Genomic DNA, 25,367 nt, shown 5'->3' with positions numbered 1-25,367 from the left:
CCCTGGATCACGACGTGGCGGCGGCCAGCCGCAGGCCGATGTTGTCGATCAGGCGGGTGTCGCCGACCCAGCCGGCCACGAGCAACCGGGCCGGCCCGGCGACCGGGTCCGGTCGCAGCTCCGGGTCGGTCAGCACCAGATAGTCCAGCCGCGCGCCGCCCTGGTCGGCGTCGAAGGCCCGCTGCGCCGCGGCGAGCACGGCCGCCGGGTCGAGCCCGCGGGTGGCCGCGTCGGCACCCGCCCGCAGCGCGGTCGACAGCGCCAGCGCCCCCTGCCGTTCGAGACCGGCCAGGTAACGGTTCCGGCTGGACAGCGCCAGACCGTCCGGCTCGCGGACCGTCGGCACCCCGACGATCTCGACGTCCAGATCCAGATCCCGCACCATTCGCCGGACCAGGGCGAGCTGCTGGTAGTCCTTCTCGCCGAAGAAGGCGTAGTCGGGGCTTACCAGGTTGAACATCTTGAGCACCACGGTGAGCACACCGTGGAAGAAGCCGGGCCGGCTGGCGCCCTCCAACTGGGCGCCGAGCGGGCCGGGGTCGACCCGTACCAGCGGGTCACCGGCCGGGTAGACCTCCGCCGGCCCCGGTGCGTAGACCAGGTCGACCCCCGCCGCGCGGCAGATCTTCAGGTCGGCCTCGAAGGTGCGCGGATAGCGGTCCAGGTCCTCGTTCGGACCGAACTGCAGGGGGTTCACGAAGATGGTCGCGACCACCAGGTCGGCCCGTTCCCGGGCCGCCACCAGCAGCGCCTCGTGCCCGGCGTGCAGGGCACCCATCGTCATCACCAGCCCGACCCGACCGGTGGCCGGGCCGAGGGCCGCCGCCAGTTCGGCCCGGGTCCGCAGCACGTCGGTCACGCCGGGGCCTCCCCCGCCGCGAACGCCGGCCCGCGCTGCCGGTCGGCGAGCACCTCCAGCAGCGACACCGCGTCCACCGGCCGGAGCCGGCCGGCGTCGATCGCCCGGTCCGCGGTCCGCCGGGCCAGGGCCAGATAACCGGGTACGGACTCCGGCGCGACCTGCGCCAGCCGGTCCAGGTGCCGGGCCACCGTGCCGGCGTCGCCCCGCGAGACCGGGCCGGTCAACGCGGCGTCGCCGAGCCGGAGCGCGTTCTCCAGGGCCGCCCGCAGCAGCGGACCCAGCACCTTCTCGGGCTGGCCCACCCCGGCCTCGCGCAACCGGTCCGTGGCCTCGTTCACCAGCGTGACCAGGTGGTTCGCCCCGTGTGCGAGGGCGGCGTGGTAGAGCGGCCGGTCCGACTCGGCGACCCACTCGGGCACCCCGTCCAGATCGGCGACGAGCCGGGTGGCGAACGGGCGCAGCGCGGGCGGCGTGGTCACCCCGTAGGAGATGCCGGGCAGGTTGGCCAGGTCGGCCGGCGTACCGGTGAAGGTCATCGCGGGGTGCAGGGCCAGCGGCCGGGCGCCCACCGCGGCGGCCGGGCCCAGCACCGCCAGCCCGTGCGCGCCGGAGGTGTGCGCCACCACCTGGCCCGGGCGCAGCGCGCCGGTGTCGGCGAGCCCGGCCACCACGGTGCCGAGAGCGTCGTCGGGCACGGCGAGCAGGAGCAGGTCGGTGGCTGCCCGGGCCACCTCGTCGGCGGGCCGGTTGACGGCGGCCGGGAGCAGCTCGGCGATCCGGGAGCGGGTGGCGGCGGAGACGCCAGCGGCGGCGACCACGTGATGGCCGGCCCGGCTCAGCGCCGCGCCGAGTACGGCGCCCACCCGGCCGGCGCCGACGACGCCGACGGTGAGCGGGGGGCGCGTCGATGCGCTCATCTCAACGATCCAGTCCTCGAAGTGGGGTACCGGTCGGGGCAAGTATGCGCCGCCGTTACGCAGGGGTGACAAGAAGGTGTGAAAACCTTCACCGGCGCCCCGACCGCGGAATGCCGGCGTCACCGCCGGCGGCCCGGGGCGCTCCGCATAACCTCTGTTGATGGCCGTTGGCTGGCGGGCCGCGATGGCGGCGGCACTCTACGGACCGGCCGGGTTCTTCGTCACCGGGTCCGGCCCGGCGGCGCACTTCCGGACCAGCGTGCACGCCTCGCCGGTCTTCTGCGCGACGCTGCTGCGCCTGGTCGAGCAGGTCGATCTGGCGCTCGGCCGGCCGGACCGGCTGGATCTGGTCGACATCGGCGCGGGCCGGGGCGAGCTGCTGCGCGCCCTCTGCGCGCAGGCGCCGCCGGACCTGGCCCGGCGGCTGCGACCGGTCGCCGTCGAACTCGCCCCCCGGCCGGCCGATCTGCCGCCCGAGATCGACTGGCGGACCGAACCACCGGTCCACTCGACCGGGCTGGTAGTGGCCACGGAATGGTTGGACAACGTGCCGCTGGACGCGGCCCAACTGGTGGAACCCGATCGCTCGGCTCCACCAGCTGACCCGGCGGAACCGGCGAACCCGGCGGGACCGGAGGGCCTGGCTGGGCCGGCTGGGCCGGTCAACTCTGCGGAGTCGTGGGGGGTGCGGTGGCGGCGGGTGCTGGTGGACCCGGCGACCGGAGCCGAATCGCTCGGCGGGGCGGTCGAACCGGCCGAGGCGGCCTGGCTGGCCCGCTGGTGGCCGCCGGCCCACAGCACCCGGGCCGAGATCGGGCTGCCCCGCGACCTCGCCTGGGCCGGCGCGGTCGGCACCCTGGAGCGCGGGCTGGCGCTCGCCGTCGACTACGGCCACCTGGCCGACGACCGGCCACCCCTGGGCACCCTCACCGGGTTCCGCGCCGGCCGGCAGGTGCCGCCGGTGCCGGACGGGACGTGCGACATCACCGCCCACGTCGCCGTCGACTCGGCCGCCGCCGCCGGATCGGCCGCCGCCGGTACGCCGTACACGCTGGTCCGGCAGCGGATGGCGATGCGCGCGCTCGGGGCCGACGGCGGCCGACCGCCGCTCGCCCTGGCCGCCACCGATCCCGCCGGTTACCTGCGTGCGCTGGCCGCCGCGTCGGCTACCGCGGAGCTCACCGACCCGGCCGGCCTCGGCGGTCACTGGTGGCTGCTCCAGCCGGTCGGCGCACAGGTCGCCGCGGTCGTGGCACGATGGCCGACATGACCACCGAGGCGGGCGCGTTGCGGGAGTTGACCGTCGGCACCGGAGCGGGCCTGGACACCGCCGACATGGTGCTCAACATCGGACCGCAACATCCGTCCACGCACGGCGTACTCCGGCTCAAGCTGGTGCTCGACGGCGAGCGGGTGGTCTCCTGCGAGCCGATCGTGGGCTACATGCACCGGGGTGCGGAGAAGCTCTTCGAGGTCCGCGACTACCGGCAGATCCTGGTGCTGGCCAACCGGCACGACTGGCTCTCCGCGTTCTCCAACGAACTCGGGGTCGCGCTGGCGGTGGAACGGCTGATGGGCATCGAGGTACCGGAACGGGCGGTCTGGCTGCGGACCGCACTGGCCGAGCTGAACCGGGTCCTCAACCACCTGATGTTCCTCGGCTCCTACCCGCTGGAGATCGGGGCGATCACCCCGATGTTCTACGCCTTCCGCGAGCGGGAAACGCTGCAGACGGTGATGGAGGAGGTCTCCGGCGGCCGGATGCACTACATGTTCAACCGGGTCGGCGGCCTCAAGGAGGAGGTCCCCGCCGGCTGGACCCGCCGGGCCCGGGAGGCGATCGGCGAGGTCCGGCGGCGGCTACCGGACCTGGACAACCTGATCCGCCGCAACGAGATCTTCCTGGCCAGGACGGTCGGGGTGGGCGTGCTGCCGGCCGCCGACGCCGCCGCGTTCGGCGCCTCCGGACCGGTCGCCCGGGCCTCCGGGCTCGACTTCGACCTGCGCCGCGACGACCCCTACCTGGCGTACGGATCGCTCACCGTGCCGGTGGTGACCCGGCGCACCGGCGACTGCCACGCCCGGTTCGAGGTCCTGCTGGACCAGGTCCACGTCTCGCTCGACCTGGCCGAGCAGTGCCTGCTCGAGGTGGACCGGATCAGCGGGCCGGTGAACGTCCGGCTGCCCAAGGTCGTGAAGGCCCCGGAGGGGCACACCTACGCCTGGACCGAGAACCCGCTCGGCATCAACGGCTACTACCTGGTCTCCCGGGGCGAGAAGACACCCTGGCGGATGAAGCTGCGAACCGCGTCGTACGCGAACGTGCAGGCGCTTGCCACCCTGTTGCCGGGCTGCCTGGTGCCGGACCTGATCGCCATTCTCGGCTCGATGTTCTTCGTGGTCGGCGACATCGACAAGTAGCTTCGGCCACCGTCAGCGGCGGTGCAGGTCGGTCACCGCCAGCGGTCGTCGTCCGACCAGCGGGTTCCACCGGCCCGGGGAACGTCATCCGCCGGCGGGTAGCCGTACCTCGGCTCGTCCCGGTGCCGCCGGCCGCGTACCGGCTCGAGGTCCGGGGACGCGTCGTCGGGGTCCGGGCCGCTCGACCCCCAGCCGGACCCGGTCCGTTCCCAGCCGGAGCCGGCCGACTCCCAACCCGAGCCGGCCCGCTCCCCGTAGGCCGGCTCCCCGGGTCCGCCGGAATGCCGGCCGCCCCGGTCGGACCCAATGTCGCCGCCCGACCAGGCGTCGCCGCCCGAATCAACATCGCCGCCCGACCAGGCATCGCCGCCCGAATCAACATCGCCGCCCGACCAGGCATCGCCGCCCGACCCGGCCGGCAACGCTCGTCCGCCCCACGCGGACTCCGACCGATTGTCGCTCCCCCACTCCCGGTCACCGGCGGCCGGTGCAATTTCCTGCCGGCCGGCCCAGGGTTGATCGGTCCAGGGTTGGTCGGTCCAGGGTTGGTCGGTCCAGGCTTGGTCGGCGCGTTCGGACCAGTAGCCGCCGACGGGGCGCGGCCCGGCACGGTCGCCAACCCGGTCGGCGCCCGCCACGGGCTGCTCCTGGCGGACCGCGGCCCACCGGTTCTCGACCCGCAGTTCGGTGCCGGATCCGTCGGCGCGTACCGCCGCGTGCCGTTCGCCCATCCGCACCTCGCGGCTACGATCGTCGGCGCGCGCCGCGGCCCACCGGTCGCCCGCCTCCGCACCCGACCAGCCCGCGGCGGATCCCGGGTCGGCGGCCGATCGATCGGAACGGGGCCGAACATCGCTCGGCTGGCCGCCGGCGGGATACGGACCATCGACCGGGTAACGACGCTCTTCCTGCCCCGAATCGCGGCCCGGGCGACGGGGTGGCGGTCCGGACCAGTCCGGCGGACCGACCCGGTCGCCGTACCCGGTCCGCGGGTAACCGGCGTCGCCATATCCGGAGCGCGGGTAACCGGCGTCGCCGTACCCCGTCCGCGGGTGCCCGGTATCGCCGTACCCCGTCCGCGGGTAACCGGCGTCGCCGTACCCGGAGCGCGAGTAACCGGCGCCGCCGTACCCGCTCTCGGGGGGACCGTCATCCGGCTCTTCGTCGCGGCCGCCACCGCCGTAGATGTTGCCGGTGCCGTAGATGTTGCCGGAGCGGGGCTCCTCGTGTGGCCCGACAATCGTCTGCCGGGTGGTCACCTTGACGGTTTCGGTGTGCCGGACCACACCGGCCGGCAGGTGCGGGGGGCCGCCGGCCGACCTGGCCGCCCACTCCCGCCCGGCCGGCCCCGATTCGCGCCGGTGACCGCCGGACCCGCCCCGCCGTCCGGCGTCCGCCGCCGGCTCGTCGAACCGACCCGGCTCGTCGAGCCACCCCTGGTAGCCGCGCGCCCGGTCATCGGGCCGACGCTCTTCGTCGCGCCGACGTCCGTCGTACCCGCGCTCTTCGTACCCGCGCCCGTCGTCGCGCCGGCGGGCGTCGTCGTGTCGGCGGCCGTCGTCGTACCCGCGGGCGTCGTCGTGTCGGCGGCCGTCGTCGTACCCGCGTCCGTCGTCGTGCCGGCGGCCGTCGTCGTACCCGCGGCCGTCGTACCCGCGCTCTTCGTGCCCGCGCCCGTCGCCGTCTCCGCGGCCGTCGTGTTCCTGGTCGGCGTCGTGTCGACGTCCGTCATGCCGGCGGTGTCCGTGGTTGCCGGCCTCGTCACGCTCGTCGCCGGCGACCCGGCGGCGTCGGTCGGAGCCGGCCCTACCCGCGCGGCTGCGCTCGTGGTGTCCGAGGTCGTCGTGATGGCCGTCGCGGTCGCCGATCCACCGCCGTGCGGCCGCTTCCGGCTCGTCCGCTCCCGGGGAGTCATCAGCTACGACGGCGTCGGGGGTGGTGGTGATCAGCCGCAACCTGGGCGGCCCGGGTGAGCCCGACGACCGATCGGCCCGGTCGCCAGCGGAGACGACCGGTACCGCAGCTGCTGCCACCCGGGCGGACCCGGAGGGCACCGACCCGGACCGCGCGGACCCGGAGGGCACCGACCCGGACGACACCGGCCCAGGGTCGGGGCGGGCCGGGTCCCGATGCCCGACCGGCGCCGCGGCTCCGGCCACCGGTCGGGTCGCGGCCGCGGTGGACTGGGCGGCCGTCAACTGGCCGCGCAGTGACTCCACACTGTTCTGCAGGACCTGTAGCTTCTCGCCGAACGCCTTGTGGGTGGCGCGGGCCGCGGTTGCGACGTCGTTGCGCACATCCGCGCGCAGCTCGTCGATCTCCTCGGCGACGATCTCCTCCAGGTCTGCCCGGATCGCCTCCGGATCACCACGGAGGGTGATGGACAGTCCGATCAGGACAACCGCCAGGATCGCCAGCACCGCGGCGATCCGCAATGGCCCGTTCCCCCGCGCCACCAGCAGGAGCAACGCGGCGAGCGGGGCCAGCCCGACCCCACACCAGAACAGCACGGTGGCCAGCGGCCGGCCGCGCCGTGGTTCCGGGGCCTCCTCGGCTGGCATGGCTGTGCAGCCTACCCACTGTCGCCGTACCGCGAAACGGCGGCGGACGGCGCGGGGCCGGCGCCGCAGATGCGACGCCGGCCCCGGACGGGCCCGGTGGACGGCTCAACTGGTGGCGATCGCGCCGTCTGACGAGAAGACCAGACCGACGCTGATCTCACCCTGGTTCAGCGCGCCCTTGGTCAGCGGTCCACCCGGATCGAGCGAGCTGAACGAGCCGGCCTGGAAGCCGTACACGTCGGCCAGGCCGACCTGGCACTTCGGACGCTGCGGGCACTCCGGCGGGCCACCGAGTACGGTCGCCTGTCCGGAGCACTTCTCCGCCAGCTCCGACAGGGTGCGCACGCCGTACTTGTCGGCGAAGTCGCGGGTGACCGCGAAGGCGTTCTGGTTCTGCGCCGGTGACGGCTCACCGAAGGCCAGCCCCGACTGCTCACCGACCGTCCGCAGGCCCTCCGTGGTCTTGGCCAGGTCCGGCGAGGAGATCTCCGGCGGGTTGGCACCGTTGACCTTGCCGTTGAGGAACTCGGCCAGGGTGGCGGCGTACTCCGGCACCACCTGGATCTCGCCCTTCTCCAACGCGGGCTCGTAGAGCTCCCGGTTGCCGATCTGCTGGACGCGGACCTCGTAGCCGGCCGCGGTCAGCACGATCCGGTACAGCTCGCCGAGGGTCTGGCTCTCGCTGAAGTTGGCCACCCCGACGACCAGCGACCCGCTCTGACTGGCCGGAATGCCGGCGGTGAGGTTGTTCGCCGTGGCGAACTCCTCGGCCACCACCCGCGGCGTCTTCCGCTCGATGTCGACCGCCCGGTTCAGCGCGATCAGCTTGCTGGTGTCCAGCGCGGCCGAGACCTTGTTCAGGGCCGCGATCATCTCGGGGTTCGCGGCCTTCGCGTTGATCGCCGGGATGATGTTGTCGGTGTTCTGCAGGGCCTTGTCGTCCTCGAGCACGATCAGCTCGCTGCCGGCCACCGGGGCGCAGCCCGGGCCGGACGCGCCGGCCGCCGGGGCTTCGGTGCCCGACGAGCCGGCGTCCCCGCAGCCGGCGAGGATCCCCGCCGCCGCGACGGCCCCGACCGCGCCAAGTGCCAGACGTGTACGTGCGCGCATGACGCCCGCCTTCCGTGTCCCGGCGCGACCCCCACGGGCCGGCCGCGTGTCCGACGGGCGATCTGTCTGATGAACGCCCGCGACTTCCACCCAACATCCTCCGGCTCGGACCGACAACCTGGGCCTGATGTTGTCACCAGATCGTCACGCGGTCCCTGGGTTCGGCCCGATCCCCGGGCGCTCAGGTGCCGGATACCGCGTCCGCGGCGCGGCGGCGGGCGCGCGACCGCACGCGGCGCAGCGGCCGCGGGGTCACCGCCCGCTCGACCGTGGCGAGAATCACCTCGACCAGCAACGCGAGCAGGGCGACGAGCAGTCCACCGGCCAGGATTTGCCCGGCCCCGGTGGCGATGTCGAGCCCGAAACCGGCGCTGATGATCTGGCCGAGACCACCGCCGTTGACGAACGAGGCGAGCGCGGTGGTGGCAACCACCTGAACGGCGGCGGTCCGGAAACCGGCGGCGAGGTACGGGATGGCCAACGGCAGCTCGACCTGCCGCAGCAGCTGCCCACCGGAGAGCCCCATCCCCCGCGCCGCGTCGCGGGCCTGCGGGTCGGCCTCCCGCACCCCGGTGTAGGCGTTGGCGAGCAGCGGCGGGATCGCGAAGATCGCCAACGCGATGATCACCGGCGGCCGGCCCAGCCCGAGGAAGGTCAGCGGCAGGATGGTGAGCAGGGCCAGGGTGGGGATGGCCAGCGTCACGTTGGAGATCAGCACCACCACGCCGCCACCGCGCCCGGTGTGCCCGAGCCAGAGCCCGATCGGCCAGGCCACCAGGCAGCCGAGCGCGACCGCGGCCGACGAGATGATCAGGTGCTCGCCCAACCGGTCCAGCACCCCACCCGGGTTGGTCCAGTTCAGCGGATCGTTGAGCCAGACGATCGCCTGCTCTACCGGGTTCACGACGCGCTCCGGCGGTTGGCCCAGGGGGTGAGCAGCCGGCCGACCCCGGCCAGCAACAGATCCAGCACCAGCGCCAGCCCGACGCAGAGGATGGTGCCGGTGACGATCTCCGCCCGGTACAGGTTGTTGCGGAATCCGCCGATGATGAGCTGACCGAGACCGCCGTGGCCGACCAGCACCCCGACCGTGGTCAACGCCACCGTGGAGACCGTGGCCAGCCGCAGACCGGTGAGGATGCCCGGCAGGGCCAGCGGCAGGTCGATCCGGATCAGGCGGGCGAACCGGCCGTACCCCATGCCCGCCGCGGCCTCCCGGACCTCCGGCGGCACCTGGTTCAGGCCGGCCAGCGCGTTCCTGATGATCAGCAGCAGCGCGTAGAGGACCAGACCCAGCAGCACCGTCCGGGTGCCGGTGCCCAGGTAAGGCGCCACGAAGGCGAAGAGCGCCAGCGACGGAATCGTGTACAGCACCCCGGAGAATGCGAGAATCGGCCCGGTGAGGGACCGGAACCAGTACGCCAGTACGGCCAGCGGGATGGCCACCAACGCGGCGAGCACCACGGCCCGTACGGTGAGTGAGGTGTGTTCCCGCAGCGCGGTCAGGATGGTCTCGGAGTTGTCCCGCACGTACTGCCAGGAGAACCACGGATTGCCCGGGTCTTCCCGGTAGATCTCGCGGAAGGACATGTGTGGACGCTACCCCGAAGGCCACTCCCGCCGCCGGCTCGCAGCCGGCGAGTGCCGCCTCGATCACCCTGGACGGCATCCGCAAGCGGTTCCCCGACGGCACCGTCGCCGTCAGTGGCCTCAGTCTGGAGGTCAAGGCCGGTGAACTGATGGTGCTGATCGGCCCGTCCGGCTGCGGCAAGTCGACGGTCCTTCGCATGATCAACAGGCTCATCGAGCCGACCGGCGGCCGGATCCTGCTCGGTGACGAGGACGTCACCGAGGCCGATCCGGTCCGGCTGCGCCGCCGCATCGGATACGTCATCCAGAACGTCGGGCTCTTTCCGCACCAGACCGTCCGGGCCAACGTCGGCACGGTCCCCCGCCTGCTCGGCTGGTCCCGGGCGCGGATCGCCGAGCGGGCGGACGAGTTGCTGGAGGTGGTCGGCCTCGACCCGGCGCGGTTCGGCGGGCGGTACCCGAGTGAACTCTCCGGCGGCCAGCGGCAGCGGGTGGGGGTGGCCCGGGCGCTGGCCGCCGACCCGGTACTGCTGCTGATGGACGAGCCGTTCTCCGCCGTCGACCCGATCGTCCGGGCCCGGCTGCAGGAGGAGTTCCTGCGCCTGCAGGCCGAGGTACGCAAGACCATCGTGCTGGTCACCCACGACCTGGACGAGGCCGTCCGGCTCGGCGACCGGATCGCCGTCCTCTCCGAGGGCGGCAAGCTGGAGCAGTACGCCAGCCCGGCCACCCTGCTGGGCGAGCCGGCCTCCCCGTTCGTCCGCGAGTTCGTCGGCGCGGACCGGGCGATCCGCCGGCTCGCCGTCACCCCGATCACCGCGGAACTGCTCGACCCGATGCCGGCCGAGGTGGCCGGCGGCCGACCGACGGTGCCGATCGGCGCGTCGCTCTACGACGCGCTCGCCGTCCTGCTCACCGCGAACGCCGACGAGGCACGGGTGGTCGACGGTGATCGACCGGCGGGCTTGTTGAGCCGGCACCGGATCCTCAGCATCGACTACCCGGCCGACCCCGTCGAGTGACCCCACCGGGGCCGCACCCGCCGGCGCGGCCGGGCCCCGGGGGGAGGGCCCGGCCGCGCCTTCTCGGGGGTGCGGTATCGGGGGGATGGTCTACCGGCGGCCCCGCCAGCCACCGAGGGCGGCGATGCCGATGATCCAGCCGACGAAGAATCCGTAGCTGGTGCCGCTGCCGGCCGCCCGGAAGGCGCCGAGCAGCGACGGGTTGGCCTGGATCAGGGCGGTGAACAGGGCGGCGAAGGCACCGGCGAAGATGAACGCGGCCCAACCGGCGAAGAACTGGCTGAGCGTGCCGCGGGCCCGGGCCAACTGCGAGCCGGGCAGTAGGTAGAGGAAGAGCGCGGTGAGCGCCACGACCAGGATGGCCTTGAGGTCGGCGGCGATCAGATCCTGGATGGAGTCGTCGGTGTCGAACCGCCAGGCCGGCCAGGCCAGCAACTGGAGGAACCAGCCACCGGCGGTGTTCTCGTTGGTGTTGTCCCGGGCCCAGTCCGCGTACCACGGGCTGCCGAAGACCAGGACCAGTATCAGCGCGGCGAACGTGCCCGCACCCGTTGCGGTCTTGTAGCGGTTGGTGAGAGCCATGGATCCGCTATTTCCCAACGCATTCAGGTTCGCAAACCTGACCGGTCGAAAGGCCCCTTTCGCGGTGGTTACTCCGATGAATGCCTGGTCAGGTAGTCGATGAACGCCGCCCGCAGCAACGGCTCCGACTCCTCGTAACCGTGGCCGGTGAACTCCCGCCAGAGCGCGACCGCCTCGTCCACGGTCGGGCCGACGGAGTTGGGGGAACCGTCCAGCATCGCCGCCTCGTCGGCGTTCGGCAGGTGCCGCAGCACCGACCAGAAGAACCGCACGTCCAGCCGTTCCCGGGCGAGCGCGAAGGCCCGCTTGCGCAGCTCCTCAGTGGAGAGCGCGTCGAGCTCGGCGAGGGTCGGCGTGCCGTGGCCGTTGGCTGGCGAATCGGTCATACCGCGAGCCTAGCCGGGGGTTCGGCCGGCGGCGCGGCGACCGGCGGATGACCGACCGATCAGCGGTCGGTCCACCGGTCGGTGGTCCACGGGTCGACCCGGCTCTCCGGGACCTGACCCGGCAACGTCGACCACGTGTCGGTCCGTTCGGGACCCGCGTGGCTCCAGGTCGGGGTGGCCGGCGGCTCCGGCTCGTCCTCCCACTCCTGCCCCACCTCGATCGCCGACCTGGGCCGGCCGTACGCCTCGACCAGCCGGGTCACCACCAGCCCGGCGGCCAGGGTCACGGCCGCCACCGCGGCCAGCGCGATGTCCAGGCCCCGCTCGTCGTCCAGGCGCAGGAAGAGGGTCAGCGCCACCACCGCCAACAGGGTGCCGAAGACGCCGCCGCGCCGACCGAAGGCGCTCGTCCCGCCCAGCAGCGCGGCGCCGATCGCCAGTCCGGACCACTCGAACCCGGTCGACGGCGCCACGCTGTCGCTGCCACCGGCGGCCAGCAGCACCCCGGCGGCCATGGCGAACAGCATCGAGGCGACGATCGCCGCGGCGGTGATGGTCGCCGCGGCCCCGCCCCGCCGGTGCGCCGGGTCGCCGGTCGGCCGGAACCGACCGACCGTCCGACGGACCGTCTTGATCGATCCGAACATTCCGCCGAGGGCCGCCAGCGCGGCGAACCCACCGAACAGGTAGAGGGCGTGCACCGTCGGGTCGTACCCGCCCTGCACGTCGACCGGCGCGGTCCGCAACTGGATGAAGACCACGGTCCCGAGGCCCGCGGCCAGGCTGGCCGCCCAACCGGGTACGTGGAACACCACCACCAGCAGCGCCAGGACGAGCCCGGCCCCGGTCGCCGCGACCATGGCGGGCAGCATCGAGGTGACCACTCCCTGATCGCCGTTCTCGGCGAAGTGCAGGGCCGCCGCGATCGCGACCGGGCCGAGCGCCAGATTCGGCGCTCCGGTCCGCAGCGTCATCCCGGCCCCCAGCACGAGCAGACCGAGGGCGGTGGCCGAGACCAACAGGCCGTCCAGCTGCGCCGCCCGGACCGCGTCCGGATTCTCCCGGTAGAGCAGGTAGGCCAGGCCGGCCGCGACGGCGAGCAGCAGGATCTCGATCACGGCGTGCACCGCGAGCCGGTCCCGGCCGGGCTCGCCGTGGGTCGGGTCGTCGAAGACGTCGTCGAGGACCGCCGGCGAGACGCTGCGGTGCCGTGCCGTGTTCCGGCGCTCGCGCTCCGGCTCCGGGTCCGGATCCGGGTAGTCGCTGGTCACGAAGCGCCCCGCCTGGTATCCGGGGGACCGGACCCCGGAGTCCTCGGGGTAGCCGCTGTCGTCGTCGAACCTGGCGTCGGCGTACGAACCCGTGCCGGTCGGGTCCGCGCCGCCGGAATCGCGGCGCCGATAGATCGAGTCGTCGTACGACATGTTGCGCGCCTCCTGTGGTCGTCCAGCCGACCACCCCAGCCCCGCGACGGTCTCCGGCATCCGGACCGGCGGATCACCCGGTCCGGTCGGCGAAGCTTATGGATTCGACCGGTCGGACGCACCGTACCCGCGACAGGGCTCGGTAGTCACCCCCCGTATCCGCGCGACCATGATCCGCGCGATCCCGGCGGGTCGGCTACGGCTGTGGCTCGCCCGGGTCCCGCTCGTCGTCGGGGCGCTCCGGCACCCGGCAGGCCCGCTCCAGCCAGAGCGCCGCCACCACCAGCGTCAAGGCCGCCACCAGGCCGGCCACGGCGGCCGGCAGATCCTGGTTGGCCGCCCGGGTCTGTTCGATGACAAGCCAACCGGCGAGGCCGGCGTAGAAGCCGGCGAATATGGCGCCGGCCAGCGAGGACGCCTTGGCCAGCACGACGAACCGGGCGACGGCGAGCGGATCGACCGGGTCCCGGCCAGGCTTACGCTCCACCCGGCCACGGGTGTTGATCGCCGCGTACGCCTCCAGCACCGCGAGCGCCGCAATAGTCACGGTAGGTAACCATGGGAGGGTGGGGAAGCTGCCGTAGAACCCGCTGATCAGCAGCCAGGCCACCGCCGCGGCGGCGAGCCCCGCGACCACCAGGGTGGCCGGCCGGGTCGGCCCCATCCGCGGCCGGTCGGGGGCAGGCTTCGGAGCCCGGGGTGACGGGTCGGTCATGCCACCAGCCCGCCCGGTCGGCTCCCGACTCGCACGCTCACCCCGTCGACTCTAGTCGCAGATCCGGGCACGGGCGCAGCTCCAGCACGTCCGTGGCCAACGGTTGCGCGCCGAGCAGGTCAGTGAGCGCACCATGCCCCGGTAGCCTGCCGAACGGTTCGATGTCGATCCACGGCCGCAGCACGAAGGCCCGCAGGTGGGCGCGGGGGTGCGGCAGGGTCAACTCGGGGTCGTCGCTGATCACCGGCGCCCCCGCGTCGTCCCAGACGCAGATCACGTCCACGTCCAGCGGACGGGGGCCGTACCGGCGCTCCGGGTCGCGGACCCGGCCGGCGGCCTCCTCGGCGGCCCGGGCCCGCGCCAGCCAGTCGTTCGGGCCGGCCGCCGGGTCGCGGACCAGCAGCACCGCGTTCAGGTACGCGGGCTGGTCCGGATCTCCCCAGGGTGGCGTCTCGTACACCCCGGACACCGCCAGCAGCTCGCCGCGCAGCGCGTCGGTCGCGGCGCGCAGCCGGGCGTACCGGTCGCCGAGGTTGCTGCCCAGCGCGAGCACCGCCCGGGTCATCCGGCAGCACCGGGCGGACGGCGCCGGGTGACGGTCACCGCGACGTCGGCGAAATCGTGCGGGATGGGCGCTCCCGGCTTGTGCACGGTCACCGTGGCCACCACGACCCGGGCCTCGGCGAGGCAGACCGCCGCGAGCCGCTCGGCCAGGGTCTCGATCAGGTTGACCGGCTCGCCGGCCACCACGGCGACCAGACGGTCGGCGAGCTCCCCGTAGTGCACCGTACGGGTGACGTCGTCGAACCGGGCCGCCTCGGCGAGGTCGAGCTCCAGCACCACGTCGACGACGAAGTCCTGCCCGGTGGCCCGCTCGAACTCGTACACCCCGTGCCGGCCCCGGGCCCGCAGCCCGGTCAGCACGATCCGGTCGGTCATCGCGTCCCGGCCTGTCCGGCCGGACCGCTCGGGTTGCTCGGGTCGGTCGGGTCGGTCGGGTCGGGGGTGGCGAGTCGGGGGCGGCCGCTGGCCTGCCAGACCGCGAGCGCGTCGACGGTGCCCCGGACGTCGTGCACCCGGACCCCCCAGGCACCGGCGGCGACCGCGAGCACGCTGGTGGCGATCGTGGCCGCCTCCCGCCCCGCGGTCGGTCGCGGCGTGCCGTCCGCCCCGGCCAGCAGGGCACCCAGGTACGACTTGCGGCTGGCTCCGAAGAGCAGCGGATAGCCGAGCGAGAGCAGGTCGGGCAGACCGGCGGTGAGCCGCCAGTTCTCCGTCGCGCCCTTCGCGAAACCGAGGCCCGGATCGATGATGATCCGGTCCGCCGCCACCCCGGCGGCGAGCGCGTCGGCGATCCGCTGGGCCAGCTCGGCCCGCACATCGGCCACCACGTCGTGGTAACTGGCCAGTTCCCGCATCCGCTTGGCGTGTCCACGCCAGTGCATCAGGATCCACGGGCAGCCGGCGTCGGCGGCGACCCGGGCCATGTCCGGGTCGGCGAGACCACCGGAGACGTCGTTGATCACCGAGGCCCCCGCCGCCAGCGCGGCGGCCGCGACGCTGGCCCGGTAGGTGTCGATGCTCATCGGCACACCGAGCGCGGCGAGTTCCCGGATGACCGGCAGTACCCGGTCGGCCTCGGTCGCCGCGTCCACCCGGTCCGCGCCGGGCCGGGTCGACTCGCCACCGACATCGATCAGCCGGGCCCCGTCCTGGTGCATCCCGACCCCGTGCCGCACCGCGGCGGCCAGGTCGGCGTACCGGCCGCCGTCGGAGAAGGAGTCAGGTGTCACGTTGAGGACTCCCATCACCACCGGCTCGGCGGCGGGGAGCAGATCGGGCGGCGCACCGGGCGGCCCGGCGTCGGCGGGCCGGTTCCCGGCCTGGCCACCAGCGGCGTCCTGGCTCCTCTCACGCACGGCTAGACGGTACCCATCCCCCCGTCGCGGCTCCGCCCGGCCTGCCGGGTGAGAACCCCGACAGGCGGGTACTCCAGGTGCGACCTGGCGCGGCTTGTTCGAAACAGGACCGCGCCGTACGCTTTTGGAATTGCGCATCATTCCGATGTTGGAGTCTGAGGAGATGGGCCAAAACGTGACAAAAACGCCCAGGAGCCATCACCGCACGCGGTGAACGTGGAACGCAGGGTCAATCCCCATCGCGCCTGACCCAGGGTTCCCGAGGGTTTGACAACTGCGGTGCGGCCGCCCACCGGGCGCACCGGGGAGGATTCCGATGATCGCCATAGAGCTCGTGGACACCGCGTGGGCAGGCGCCACGCAGGTCCTCGACACGCTCGCTTCCATACCGTTGGCCGCGGAGCCCGAGCCCACGGGCATCAACACCGAAGGCGTGGTCAGCTTCTTCGCCAGCAAGATCGCGCCCATCCTGCTCGCCGTACTCGGAGTGATCTTCATCGGCCGCGCCAGCCGCGGCGAGATCTCCAAGGTGCTCACCAGTTCGGCGATCGCGATCGTCGGGCTGGCCTTCATCGCCGGTGCCGCCACGCTCTTCTTCGTCGGCGACTACCTGATCAACCTGATCTTCGAATAGGGCGCGGAGCACGAGATGCGGCTGCGCACCGACGACGACATCTATCGGGCCCGCCTGGTCTATCTCGGGCCGCCCGGCTACACCCTGCCCGTGCACCTGCCGTACGCCCAGTACGGCCTCTTCATGCTGCTGGTACCGCTCTACGTCTTCATCCACTGGCTGTTCACGCTCAAAGTCGAGCTCTTCCCGGCCTGGGAGATCGCGCTCGCGATCGTCACCACATCCTTCGTGTTCCGGTACGTCGACCCGGACCGGCCGGCTCGGATGGTCATCCGTACCGCGCTCACCGACTGGCGACGCACCCGCGAACCCGCCACGGAGCAACGCGACCCCCGCCTGATCGCGACCCGCATCCGGATCCGGGAGGAGCTGGCATGACCAAGCGGCACTACTGGAACCGCCGAGGAGCCGGGCCCGCCGCGGGTGCCGGCACAGCCGCCAGGCCGGGCGGGGCGACAGCATGACCCGCCGATATCCGCCGGGTTCCGACCCGGCCGGCCAGTCGGGCGAGAGCGCCGGTAACGGTAAGCAATCGATCGGCTACGTCGAGTCTGATCTTGATGACGAGCTGCCGGTGGAGGATCCGCTGGTCACCGGCACCGGAAGCGGTGGCGTGGCGGTGTTCCAGGCCCCCCAACCGGCCCGCGGTCGACAGCCGGCCCCGACCGGGCGGTCAGCCCGGCCCGCACCGAGACCGGTCGAGCACCCCGACATCGACTCCCCCTTCCTCGATCTGTTCGGCAGCGCGCCCCTCCCACCGGCCCCCCGGTCCGGCCCGGTGAGCGGTCCGGCACCGATCCGGGATGGCTGGGGGCACGACACCGCCGGCTCGGACCGCCCTTCCGGCCGGGGAGCCGTGCCGGCCGATCTTCCCGGACCCCGAGCGGCCGACCGCCGGCCCGCCACACCGAATTGGCCCGCCGACGACCTGCTGGCCGAAGCGGTGCCGGTCACCGAACTCAACCACCCCCGGCAGCCCGCGCACCCGCCCGGCGACGGCCAGCCCGGACCGGCGACCGGCCCCGATACCCGCAGCGGCCCGGCCGCGCCCGACCGGAACCGGATCTCGGACCAGCCGGCCAGACTTCCGGCGCCGCGGGGACCGGCCACGCTGGAACCAGCCACCCAGCCGCCCCGGACCGGCCCCGCCGTGAGTCCGCGTAGTCCGGCCCCTCCCGCGCCGCCGACACCTCCCACCCGGCCAGCGCCTCGGACATCAGCGGCGCCTCCCACCCAACCGGTCACCGCCGCCCAGCCGGCGAGCGGCGCGCTGCCAGCCGGTGGCGCGCTGCCGGCGGATGGCGCGCCACCCGGAGCGCCGGCCACCGCGCCGCCCGGACCACCGGCCCCGACCGGCGCCGCAGCCCGGCTGGCGACCGCACCCCCCATTGCCTCTCCACCGCCGTCCCCGACGGACCGGATCGGGCCGCGGGAGGCGCCGGCTACGCCGGATCCGACCGGTCCGGGCACCCCGGTCGGCCCACAGCCGCTGGACTGGCCGGATGAGTTCGATGCCGAACCGGCCGGCCGGCCCGATCAACCGTTGCCGGGTCAGCGAAGTTCCCAGGGCCACCGCAGCCGGTCGGACCTGCGGACGGTCGACGATCCGCCGGTCGACCAGGTCGACCAGACCGCGAACCGGGCCCTGCGACGTACCGAGAAGGCGCCCGACCGTCCGGGCCGGGCGCCGGCCCGCGCCGGCCGGGACCGGAAGCGGGCGGTCGACGCCAGCAAGCCGATCCGGGTCCGACCACCGAAGATCAAGTTCGGCGACCGGGATCCGGCGGTCGAACTGGCCATCACCGAGATCGCCGGCCACCTGACCTTCACCCCGAACACCGTCACCGCCTGGTACTGGCTACCGGAGGTGCGGTGGGCGTTCCGCCCGGACGCCGAACGCGAGGCCCTCCTGGCGGCCATCTCGGAGCAGTACGCGGGCCTCGCCGGTTTCCGGCTGCACCTGCGCCGGACCACCCGCCCGTTCCCGGCCGACGAGTGGGCCCGCACGGTCGACGCGCACACCCCGCACCCGCTGGCCACCGTGCCGGGTTCGGTGAGCTGGTCCGACCACCTCGTCGCCGCCCAGCGCCACCTGCTGTCGGTCAACCACGCCGAGGGCCAGACCTACCTCGGCGTCACCTTCGCCCGCCGGTCCCTCGGCGACTCGTTGACCGAACGCCTGCTGCGCACCTTCGGCCGGGGCACCGCCGAGGGTGAGCGCCGCAAGCTCGGCCGCACGGTCGAGCAGTTCGACGAGGTGCTTGGCGCGTTCGGCATGCGCGGGCGCCGGGTCACCGCCCAGGAACTGGAATGGCTGCTCTACCGGTCGGTCGCGCTCTGCATGGCGCCGCCCGGCACCCTCTCCCCCGTCACCAACGGCAAATGGGAACGCGGCGACCTGCTGGCCCTGACCGAGCAGGTCGAGCGCTACCGCACCCCGTACGGCTCGACGGTCAAGCTGGTGAACCGGATGACCGGCGAGGAACGGCACGTCGCCGTGCTCGCCGTCGGCCGGATGGAGCCGCTGGAGATCCCGGAACGGCACGAACCCTGGCTGCACTTCCACGAGCGGCTGCCGTGGCCGATGGAGCTCTCCACCCGGGTGGACGTCCTCGGCTCCGGCGATTCGTTCCGCAACCTGGAACACCGGCTCCGCATGATTCGCTCACAACAACTGGACTACCACGAACACGGCATCGACGCGCCGCCCGAACTGGAGCGGCTGGCCAAGCGGGCGCTGGTCATCGGCGACGAGATGACCACCGGGCTGCCGGTCGACTCGGCCCGGGCACACGGCTGGCACCGGATCGCGGTCGGCGGACGCAGCCGGGAGGAATGCCTGGAGCGGGCCAGGCGGCTGATCCAGCTCTACTCGCGGGAACTGCGGATCTCCCTGCAGCATCCCAAGAACCAGGACTGGCTGGCCCGGGAGTTCATCCCCGGCGAGCCGATCGCCAACACCGGCTACCTGCGCCGGATGCCGGTGCCGCTGCTCGCCGCCGCGCTGCCGCAGGCGGCATCCACGGTCGGCGACCGGCGTGGCGACCTGATCGGGCGTACCGCCGGCACCTGCCGGCGACCGGTCTTCCTGGACCTGCACTTCCCGATGGAGGTCCGGGAGCGATCCGGGCTCGCCGTCTTCGTCGCCGAGCCGGGCGGCGGCAAGTCCACCCTGCTCGGCGCGCTGGGCTACCTGGCCGCCCGGCGCGGCGTACAGGTGACCCTGCTGGACCCGTCCGGCCCGCTGGCCCGGCTCTGCGCCATGCCCGAGCTGCGGCCGTTCTCGCGGGTGCTCAACCTGACCGGCTCCGAGCAGGGCACCCTGGCGCCGTACTCGCTGATCCCCACCCCACTGCGCAGCGAGTTCCCGGTCGGCGCCAGCGGCGACCGGGAGTTCGAGATCGCGGTCTCCAACGCCCGGGCCGAGCGGCGGATGCTGGTCCAGGACATCTGCATGATGCTGGTACCGCCGCAGGTGGCCCGGGAGGCCTCCACGGCCACCCTGCTGCGACACGCCGTCCGGCAGGTGCCCGCCGAGGAGACCTCCACCCTCGACGACGTCGTCGTCTGCCTCTCCGGCCTGGACAACGACGAGGGCAGGGAACTGGCGAACCTCCTGCTCGACACCGCCGAGATGCCGCTGGCGCTGCTCTTCTTCGGGCGCCAACCACCCGGACTGCTCGGTGCCGACGCCGCGCTCACCGTCATCACCATGGCCGGCCTCCGGCTACCCGACCTGAAGATCGAACGAGAGTACTGGTCGGCCGAGGAGGCGCTGGCCCTGCCGATGCTGCACACCGCACATCGGCTTGCGGTGCGCCGCTGCTACGGCGGGCTGATGTCGTCGCGGAAGATGGTCGGGCTGGACGAGGCGCACTTCATGGAGGGCTGGCGCTCCGGCCGATCGTTCCTGGTCCGGCTCGCCCGCGACTCCCGCAAGTGGAACCTGGCCGCGCTGGTGGCCTCGCAGAACCCCCGCGACATCCTCGGTCTCGACGTCCAGAACCTGGTCTCCACCGTCTTCGTCGGGCGGATCGCCGAGGACACCGAGATCGCCTCGGAGGCGCTGCGGCTGCTCCGCGTCCCGGTCGACGACGGCTACGAGGCGACCCTCGCCTCGCTCTCCGCGGTGGACGCCTCGTCCGCCGCCCGGCTCGGCTTCCGCGAGTTCGTGATGCGGGACGTGGACGGCCGGGTGCAGAAGGTCCGGGTGGACGTTTCGTACGTCCAGGGCCTGCTCGAACATCTCGACACCACCCCGGCCACCGCGGCGGCGATCCAGTCGAACCTCCCGACCAACATCCCGGAACTGGAGGAGTGACGTGACGCGGACCGGATCGCGCCCCGCCGCGCTGCTTCTCGCCGTCGCCCTGTTGGCGATGGCGACGGTCTCCTGGCCGGCCTTCCGGGGCGGACCGGCCGTCGCCGCGCCGCCGGTCACCGCGCCACCGGTCTCGGCGCAGCCCGCTGGCCTGTGTAGCACGGAGGAGTGGCGGGCGAACTTCCGCGCCTGCGTGGACCGGCTGGAGGACGTCGGCTCCGCGGAGTTGCAGTGTCTGGAGGCCCCGACCCCGGCCTCTCCGGAGTCCGGCCTGCCGGGTTGGTTCGGCAGCCGGCCCGATCCCTCCACCGGGTCCGGGGTAAGCGGTCTTTACAGCCAGTACGGCTACGCCGGCTACAGCTTCGAGACGTACGACGACGACGGTGGCTGCGCCAGTGGGGTGCTCGATCCGGGCACCCGGGCGATCAACAAGATCGCCTCCGTCGAGATGACGATCGCCACCGGGGTGATCGGCGCCTCGAACGCGGTACGGGAGCGGGCCTGGGATCCGCAGAGCATGTGGTCCTGGGCCGATCCGCTGGTCGAGCAGGCCACCGAGGCGGTCTACGAGAAGGTCTTCGGCGTCTTCGGCATCATCACCCTCTGCGTCGTCGGGCTCTACCTGCTCTGGCGCTCCCGTCAGTCGGACATGAGCAGCGCGATGACCACGGCCGGCTGGGCGGTGCTGGTGATGGTCGCGGTGACTGCCATCGCGGCCTGGCCGGTGAAGTCCGCGAACATCGCCGACGGCACCCTGATGACCTCACTCACCGTGATCCACGAGGCGGTCGGCCCACGACCAAAGGAAATCCCACCGGACCAGTGCGACGACCCGGGCTCCTGTGGCGACAACCGGCTGCCCGCCGTCCGGGCGAGCGACACCTCGACCGAGACCATGCTCTACCGCAACTGGCTGCGCGGCGTCCTGGGCTCCTCCGAGAGCGAGACCGCGCAACGGTACGGCCGGGCGCTATACGACGCCAAGGCACTGACCTGGGAGGAAGCCGAACGGCTTCGGTCCAACCCGGCGGACCGCGAGGCGACCATCAAGGCCAAGCAGAACCAGTGGATGAAGGTCGCGCGACAGATCAAGTCCGAGGACCCGGAGGCGTACGACCATCTGCGCGGGGCCCGGGACATGGACCGCCTGGGCTCGGGCTTCATCGCGCTGCTGGCTTCGGTCCTGTTCGCCATGTTCGACCTCACCGCCGCGCTGCTGGTGCTGCTCGGGTTCCTGATCTTCCGCTGGGCGGTGATCGCCGCCCCGATCCTCGGCACCATCGGCCTGCTCAGGCCGGCCAGCGCGGGACTGCGCCGGCTGGGCAACGCCGTGGTGGCGGCCGTGTTCAACATCGCCATCTTCGGTACCGGCGCCGCGATCTACCTCTTCGCCGTCGATCTGATCATGAGTACGGCCACCCTGCCGGGCTGGCTGCAGGTGGTGCTGGTCTGGCTGACCGGCGTGGTGGGTTGGCTGTTGCTGCGGCCGTACCGGCGGATCACCCAGCTCGGCGGTAAGGACGGCAGCGAGGCGCTCGGTTCGGCCGGTTCGTGGCACCGGCGCTTCTTCCTCGACCTGCGCACGTCCGCCCGGCTCGGCCCCGCGGAGCCCGGCGGCACCGCCGAGCCGAAGATGGGACGCCGGGCTCCGGCGACGGCCGAGCAGAGCCGGCTGCGCCCGGAGGCCCGGCTGGAGGACCCGAGTCACTCGGTCGCCTCCCGTCCCGACGGCAGGGAGGCGCCCGAGCCCGGCGACACAGCCGCTCCGGGCGGCGGGCCGCAACGGAACACGGGCGGTACCGCCCGGCCGGCGCGCCGGCGAGCCGCCGAATGGACCGAGCCGGACGTGCCCGAGGAGGCGCCCTCCTACGTGGTCTACCGACCCGACTCCGCCCGGCGCTTGCCCAGCCAGTCAACGCCGACGCAGTCGTCGGCGCCGCCCCGGGTGCGTTCCGAGGCCAGGTGATCCCGGGTGCGACGAGCGATCGAATTCCTGTTCACCCGGCTGCTGCGGTCCCGGGTCGGGATCGCGCTCGCGCTGGCGGTGGTGGTGCTGGGAATCATCGGTACGGCTCGGCTGGTAACCGGCCCGTTCGGGTCGGAATCCGGGGTGACCGGCGCGCCGGTCGAGCCGATCGCCACCGTGCACCCCAGCGCGGGCGATGACGGCGTGCTCGGCACCGGACCGCCGCCGGAGCCGAGCACGAGTCCCGGCGCGGCGGAGCCGGAGACCGTTGCCCGGCAGTTCGCGGCCGCCTGGCTCGATCACCAGAACACGACCGCGGAGCGGTGGCATGCCGCGCTGCGCCCGCTGGCCACGGACGAACTGGCCGAGAACCTCGCCGGGGTGGACCCGTCCGCGGTGCCCGCCGACCGGCTCACCGGCGACCCGGTGGTGATTCCACAGACCGCCCGGCTGGTCGAGGTGACCCTGCCGGTCGACTCGGGCCGACTCCGGCTGGAACTGGTGGCGCCCGAGGGGCGATGGCTTGTCGACACCGTGGACTGGGAGCGGGGATGACCACGACGCAGACCGGGCCACCGCGCCCACCACGCCGACTGGCCGGTCTGGCGATGGCCCTGACCGGGGCGTTCCTGCTGCTCTGCTGCACCGGTGGCAGCGGCGCCTTTCTCCTCTCCGAACTGCAGGAGGAGTTGGACAACCCGGTGGCCAGCACCTTCGGCTGCGGCGAGGACGGCCCGGTCGAGTTCCGGGACGAACTCCCCCGGATCGGGCCGTACGGCGACGCCCAGATGCGCAACGCCGCGACCATCATCCGGGTCGGCGCGGAGATGAAGATTCCCCCTCGCGGCTGGGTGATCGCGATCGCCACCGCGATGCAGGAATCCAGCCTCTCCAACCTGCCGCACCTCGGCGCCCGCAACGACCATGACTCGGTGGGGTTGTTCCAGCAGCGCCCGAGCCAGGGCTGGGGGACGCCGGCCCAACTGCAGGATCCCGCCTACTCGTCGCGCAAGTTCTACGAGAAGCTGAAGACCATCCCCGGCTGGCAGACCTCGACGGTGACCCGGGCGGCCCAGCGGGTCCAGATCAGCGCCTATCCGGACGCCTACGCCAAGCACGAACGGCTGGCCACCGAGATCGTCAACGCGTTGACGAACGGTGCCGCCCGAGCGGTCGGCGGTGGCGGCGAGGAGTTGCGCTGCGCCCGGGCCGGGGAGATCGCCGCGTCGGGCTGGACCGCCCCGATCCCGGGAGGCGTCGGCTCCGGATTCCGCACGGCTCAGCGCCCGTCGCACAACGGAGTGGACATCGCCGCGCCGAAGGGCACCCTGATCCGGGCGGCCGCCACCGGGCGGGTACTGGTCTCGACCTGCGACGAGGACCGCCGAGGCCGGCACAGCTGTAACGTCGACGGCTTTCCGGGCAAGGGCGGGTGCGGTTGGTTCGTCGACATCAAGCACGCCGGCAACGTGATCACCCGTTACTGCCACCTGGTCAGGAAGCCACGGGTTAACGTCGACGACATGGTCCAGGCGGGCGAGGTGATCGGCGAGGTCGGTTCGAGCGGCAACTCGTCGGGCCCGCACCTGCACTTCGAGGTGCATCTCAACGGCGACCGGAGCAGCCGGGGCGCGATCGACCCGGCCCCGTTCATGCGCGACCGGGGCGCTCCGCTGCGAGGGGTCGGATGACCAGCCAGGGCGTGCGGTGACCGGCGATCCGCTGCCCGATCCGTTCGCGGGGCAGCCCGACTGGGCGCCCCGCCCGCCCCGGCCGGTGGTGATCGTGCCCGCTGCCGACCGGATCGACCTGCGCGGCCGGCGCGTGCTGGTCGGCTTGCCGGGGCACGGCTGGCGTTCGGATCTGCGGGCGGATGAGCGGGTGGTGCAGAACAGCCGGACCTACGTGCCGGTGATCCCGGAGCACGAGTGGTACCGCGCCGAGTCGGAACAGATTGAGGTCTTCGCGCCGCTGGTACCCGCCGATCGGGTCTGGGTGGAGATCCCGGGCGAGCGGCCGGACACCAGCCCACCGGGCCGGGCGGACGTGCTGGCCCGGCTCGTCTCGCTGGACGCGCCCGCCCACCCCGACCCGGTCCCGGTGGTGGACGCCGACGCGGTATCGGGCCGTCGGGTGGTCCAGGTCGTCGACGGCGAGGAGCGCCGCGACCTGCGGGCGGTCACCGAGGTCTACTCGGGCACGGACGGCGACATCTGCGTCCGGGTCACGGCGGAGTTGGAGTGGTACCGCTGGGCCTGGAGCGGCCAGCCGCCGACCACCCTGGAGGTACCGGTCCACCTGCTCTGGATCGAGTGACGGCCCGCGTCCAGGTCAACCTAACTCGCGAGCTCCGCACACCCGCCAACCATCCTGCTCCACCACCTCGAACTCCCACCGTTCCTGTCGGCTACTGCGCGAGGTGCCGTCCGTTGCCGAGTACCCGCCGATTCTCAATGTGGTCTGCACGGTCTCTCCCCGCTCCGTCGCGGCGCGGTCAAGAGCACCCCAGACCACCCGGACATTGACGTCGAATTCCCGTTCTCGACGCTCCGCCTCGGCGCGAAGCGCCCGCATCGGTTCGAGGCCTGGCGCATCGCCGTTGCAGACGTAGAGGTTCGTCTGTGCCTCGTCCCGGTCGACGAGGTAGGCCCGGAGGTAGTTGCTGACCACGACGTCGGGTGCGCTCCGGTCGGGGGCAGTGGCCTTGTCGTAGATGACGTAGGCCGTGACGGCGCCCATCAGGCCGAAGACAGCGAACCCGGCCGCGGCAATGATGATCACCCGGCGGAGCAGGCGGCGGGGGCGGGTGGGGGCGGGTGGGGGCTGCGCCGGTGGAGCGTCGGCCCCGACGGGCGGAGTCCGCTGCGCCGGTACGCGGGACACCTGGGAGCCGACGGGAGGCTGCCCTGATTCCACCCTTCGAGGTTATCGGTTCCG

The 25,367-nt window shown here is 73.1% G+C and carries 24 protein-coding genes; 10 read left to right on the top strand and 14 right to left on the bottom strand.

The window, feature by feature from the left end; all coding sequences use genetic code 11:
* Window positions 1-7: 7 nt before the first annotated feature.
* Window positions 8-859, bottom strand: coding sequence for a pantoate--beta-alanine ligase (gene panC, locus O7627_RS01985; protein ID WP_278091786.1), 852 nt, complete (start codon window positions 857-859; stop codon window positions 8-10).
* On the bottom strand, window positions 856-1,779 hold the full coding sequence (locus O7627_RS01980) for a Rossmann-like and DUF2520 domain-containing protein (protein ID WP_278091785.1): 924 nt from the start codon (window positions 1,777-1,779) through the stop codon (window positions 856-858). The genes panC and O7627_RS01980 overlap by 4 nt, the downstream gene beginning before the upstream one ends.
* Before the next feature lie 160 nt (window positions 1,780-1,939).
* Here O7627_RS01980 and O7627_RS01975 point away from each other — a divergent pair, with 160 nt between their 5' ends.
* Window positions 1,940-3,049: an SAM-dependent methyltransferase gene (locus tag O7627_RS01975; RefSeq protein ID WP_278091784.1), complete on the top strand. Its 1,110-nt coding sequence runs from the start codon at window positions 1,940-1,942 to the stop codon at window positions 3,047-3,049.
* Complete coding sequence (locus O7627_RS01970) at window positions 3,046-4,200, top strand: NADH-quinone oxidoreductase subunit D (RefSeq protein WP_278091783.1); 1,155 nt, start codon at window positions 3,046-3,048, stop codon at window positions 4,198-4,200. Before O7627_RS01975 ends, O7627_RS01970 begins: the two co-directional genes overlap by 4 nt.
* A gap of 32 nt (window positions 4,201-4,232) precedes the next feature.
* On the opposite strand, the gene O7627_RS01965 is transcribed toward O7627_RS01970, so the two are convergent.
* From O7627_RS01965 to O7627_RS01950, 4 genes are all read right to left on the bottom strand, one after another.
* A complete protein-coding gene (locus tag O7627_RS01965; protein ID WP_278091782.1) occupies window positions 4,233-6,761 on the bottom strand; it encodes a hypothetical protein in 2,529 nt (842 codons plus the stop codon).
* Between the two features lie 105 nt (window positions 6,762-6,866).
* Complete coding sequence (locus O7627_RS01960; RefSeq protein ID WP_278091781.1) at window positions 6,867-7,871, bottom strand: glycine betaine ABC transporter substrate-binding protein; 1,005 nt, start codon at window positions 7,869-7,871, stop codon at window positions 6,867-6,869.
* A 181-nt stretch (window positions 7,872-8,052) separates the two neighbouring features.
* Window positions 8,053-8,775, bottom strand: a complete 723-nt coding sequence (locus tag O7627_RS01955) for an ABC transporter permease (RefSeq protein WP_278091780.1) — start codon at window positions 8,773-8,775, stop codon at window positions 8,053-8,055.
* Window positions 8,772-9,461: an ABC transporter permease gene (locus O7627_RS01950; protein WP_278091779.1), complete on the bottom strand. Its 690-nt coding sequence runs from the start codon at window positions 9,459-9,461 to the stop codon at window positions 8,772-8,774. Before O7627_RS01950 ends, O7627_RS01955 begins: the two co-directional genes overlap by 4 nt.
* 2 nt (window positions 9,462-9,463) lie before the next feature.
* Between O7627_RS01950 and O7627_RS01945 the strand changes: the two genes are divergently transcribed.
* On the top strand, window positions 9,464-10,483 hold the full coding sequence (locus O7627_RS01945) for an ATP-binding cassette domain-containing protein (RefSeq protein ID WP_278091778.1): 1,020 nt from the start codon (window positions 9,464-9,466) through the stop codon (window positions 10,481-10,483).
* A 90-nt stretch (window positions 10,484-10,573) separates the two neighbouring features.
* Here O7627_RS01945 and O7627_RS01940 read toward each other — a convergent pair whose 3' ends face one another.
* The 7 genes from O7627_RS01940 to folP form a co-directional block, all read right to left on the bottom strand.
* On the bottom strand, window positions 10,574-11,065 hold the full coding sequence (locus O7627_RS01940; protein WP_278091777.1) for a hypothetical protein: 492 nt from the start codon (window positions 11,063-11,065) through the stop codon (window positions 10,574-10,576).
* A gap of 68 nt (window positions 11,066-11,133) precedes the next feature.
* A complete protein-coding gene (locus tag O7627_RS01935; RefSeq protein WP_278091776.1) occupies window positions 11,134-11,451 on the bottom strand; it encodes a hypothetical protein in 318 nt (105 codons plus the stop codon).
* Window positions 11,452-11,510: 59 nt separating this feature from the next.
* A complete protein-coding gene (locus O7627_RS01930) occupies window positions 11,511-12,875 on the bottom strand; it encodes an ABC transporter permease (RefSeq protein ID WP_278091775.1) in 1,365 nt (454 codons plus the stop codon).
* A 196-nt stretch (window positions 12,876-13,071) separates the two neighbouring features.
* Window positions 13,072-13,539: a DUF3180 domain-containing protein gene (locus tag O7627_RS01925; RefSeq protein WP_278091774.1), complete on the bottom strand. Its 468-nt coding sequence runs from the start codon at window positions 13,537-13,539 to the stop codon at window positions 13,072-13,074.
* 88 nt (window positions 13,540-13,627) lie between these two features.
* A complete protein-coding gene (folK, locus tag O7627_RS01920) occupies window positions 13,628-14,155 on the bottom strand; it encodes a 2-amino-4-hydroxy-6-hydroxymethyldihydropteridine diphosphokinase (protein ID WP_278091773.1) in 528 nt (175 codons plus the stop codon).
* Window positions 14,152-14,529, bottom strand: a complete 378-nt coding sequence (gene folB / locus O7627_RS01915) for a dihydroneopterin aldolase (RefSeq protein WP_278091772.1) — start codon at window positions 14,527-14,529, stop codon at window positions 14,152-14,154. Before folB ends, folK begins: the two co-directional genes overlap by 4 nt.
* Window positions 14,526-15,398 (bottom strand): dihydropteroate synthase, encoded by an 873-nt coding sequence (gene folP, locus O7627_RS01910; RefSeq protein WP_278098118.1) that lies wholly within the window; start codon window positions 15,396-15,398, stop codon window positions 14,526-14,528. Before folP ends, folB begins: the two co-directional genes overlap by 4 nt.
* 427 nt (window positions 15,399-15,825) lie before the next feature.
* On the opposite strand from folP, the gene O7627_RS01905 reads away from it, so the two are divergent.
* From O7627_RS01905 to O7627_RS01875, 7 genes are all read left to right on the top strand, one after another.
* Window positions 15,826-16,143, top strand: a complete 318-nt coding sequence (locus O7627_RS01905; RefSeq protein WP_278091771.1) for a hypothetical protein — start codon at window positions 15,826-15,828, stop codon at window positions 16,141-16,143.
* Window positions 16,144-16,158: 15 nt separating this feature from the next.
* Window positions 16,159-16,521 (top strand): hypothetical protein, encoded by a 363-nt coding sequence (locus O7627_RS01900; protein WP_278091770.1) that lies wholly within the window; start codon window positions 16,159-16,161, stop codon window positions 16,519-16,521.
* 82 nt (window positions 16,522-16,603) lie between these two features.
* The gene (locus tag O7627_RS01895) at window positions 16,604-20,464 is read left to right on the top strand and encodes an ATP-binding protein (RefSeq protein ID WP_278091769.1); all 3,861 of its coding nucleotides are present in this window, start codon (window positions 16,604-16,606) and stop codon (window positions 20,462-20,464) included.
* Window positions 20,465-20,522: 58 nt separating this feature from the next.
* Window positions 20,523-22,430 carry an MFS transporter gene (locus tag O7627_RS01890; RefSeq protein ID WP_278098117.1) on the top strand — a complete coding sequence of 636 codons (1,908 nt, stop codon included), beginning with the start codon at window positions 20,523-20,525 and terminating at the stop codon, window positions 22,428-22,430.
* Window positions 22,431-22,436: 6 nt separating this feature from the next.
* Window positions 22,437-22,985, top strand: a complete 549-nt coding sequence (locus O7627_RS01885) for a hypothetical protein (protein WP_278091768.1) — start codon at window positions 22,437-22,439, stop codon at window positions 22,983-22,985.
* A complete protein-coding gene (locus O7627_RS01880; RefSeq protein WP_278091767.1) occupies window positions 22,982-24,121 on the top strand; it encodes a M23 family metallopeptidase in 1,140 nt (379 codons plus the stop codon). Before O7627_RS01885 ends, O7627_RS01880 begins: the two co-directional genes overlap by 4 nt.
* A 16-nt stretch (window positions 24,122-24,137) precedes the next feature.
* Window positions 24,138-24,746, top strand: coding sequence for a hypothetical protein (locus tag O7627_RS01875; RefSeq protein ID WP_278091766.1), 609 nt, complete (start codon window positions 24,138-24,140; stop codon window positions 24,744-24,746).
* Between the two features lie 15 nt (window positions 24,747-24,761).
* On the opposite strand, the gene O7627_RS01870 is transcribed toward O7627_RS01875, so the two are convergent.
* Entirely contained in the window at window positions 24,762-25,211 is a 450-nt protein-coding gene (locus O7627_RS01870; protein ID WP_278091765.1) for a hypothetical protein, read from the bottom strand.
* Between the last annotated feature and the right edge of the window lie 156 nt (window positions 25,212-25,367).

This window comes from Solwaraspora sp. WMMD1047, assembly GCF_029626155.1.
In the GTDB taxonomy this organism is placed as follows: Bacteria; Actinomycetota; Actinomycetes; order Mycobacteriales; family Micromonosporaceae; genus WMMD1047.
This window is presented reverse-complemented; position numbering and strand designations above follow the sequence as displayed.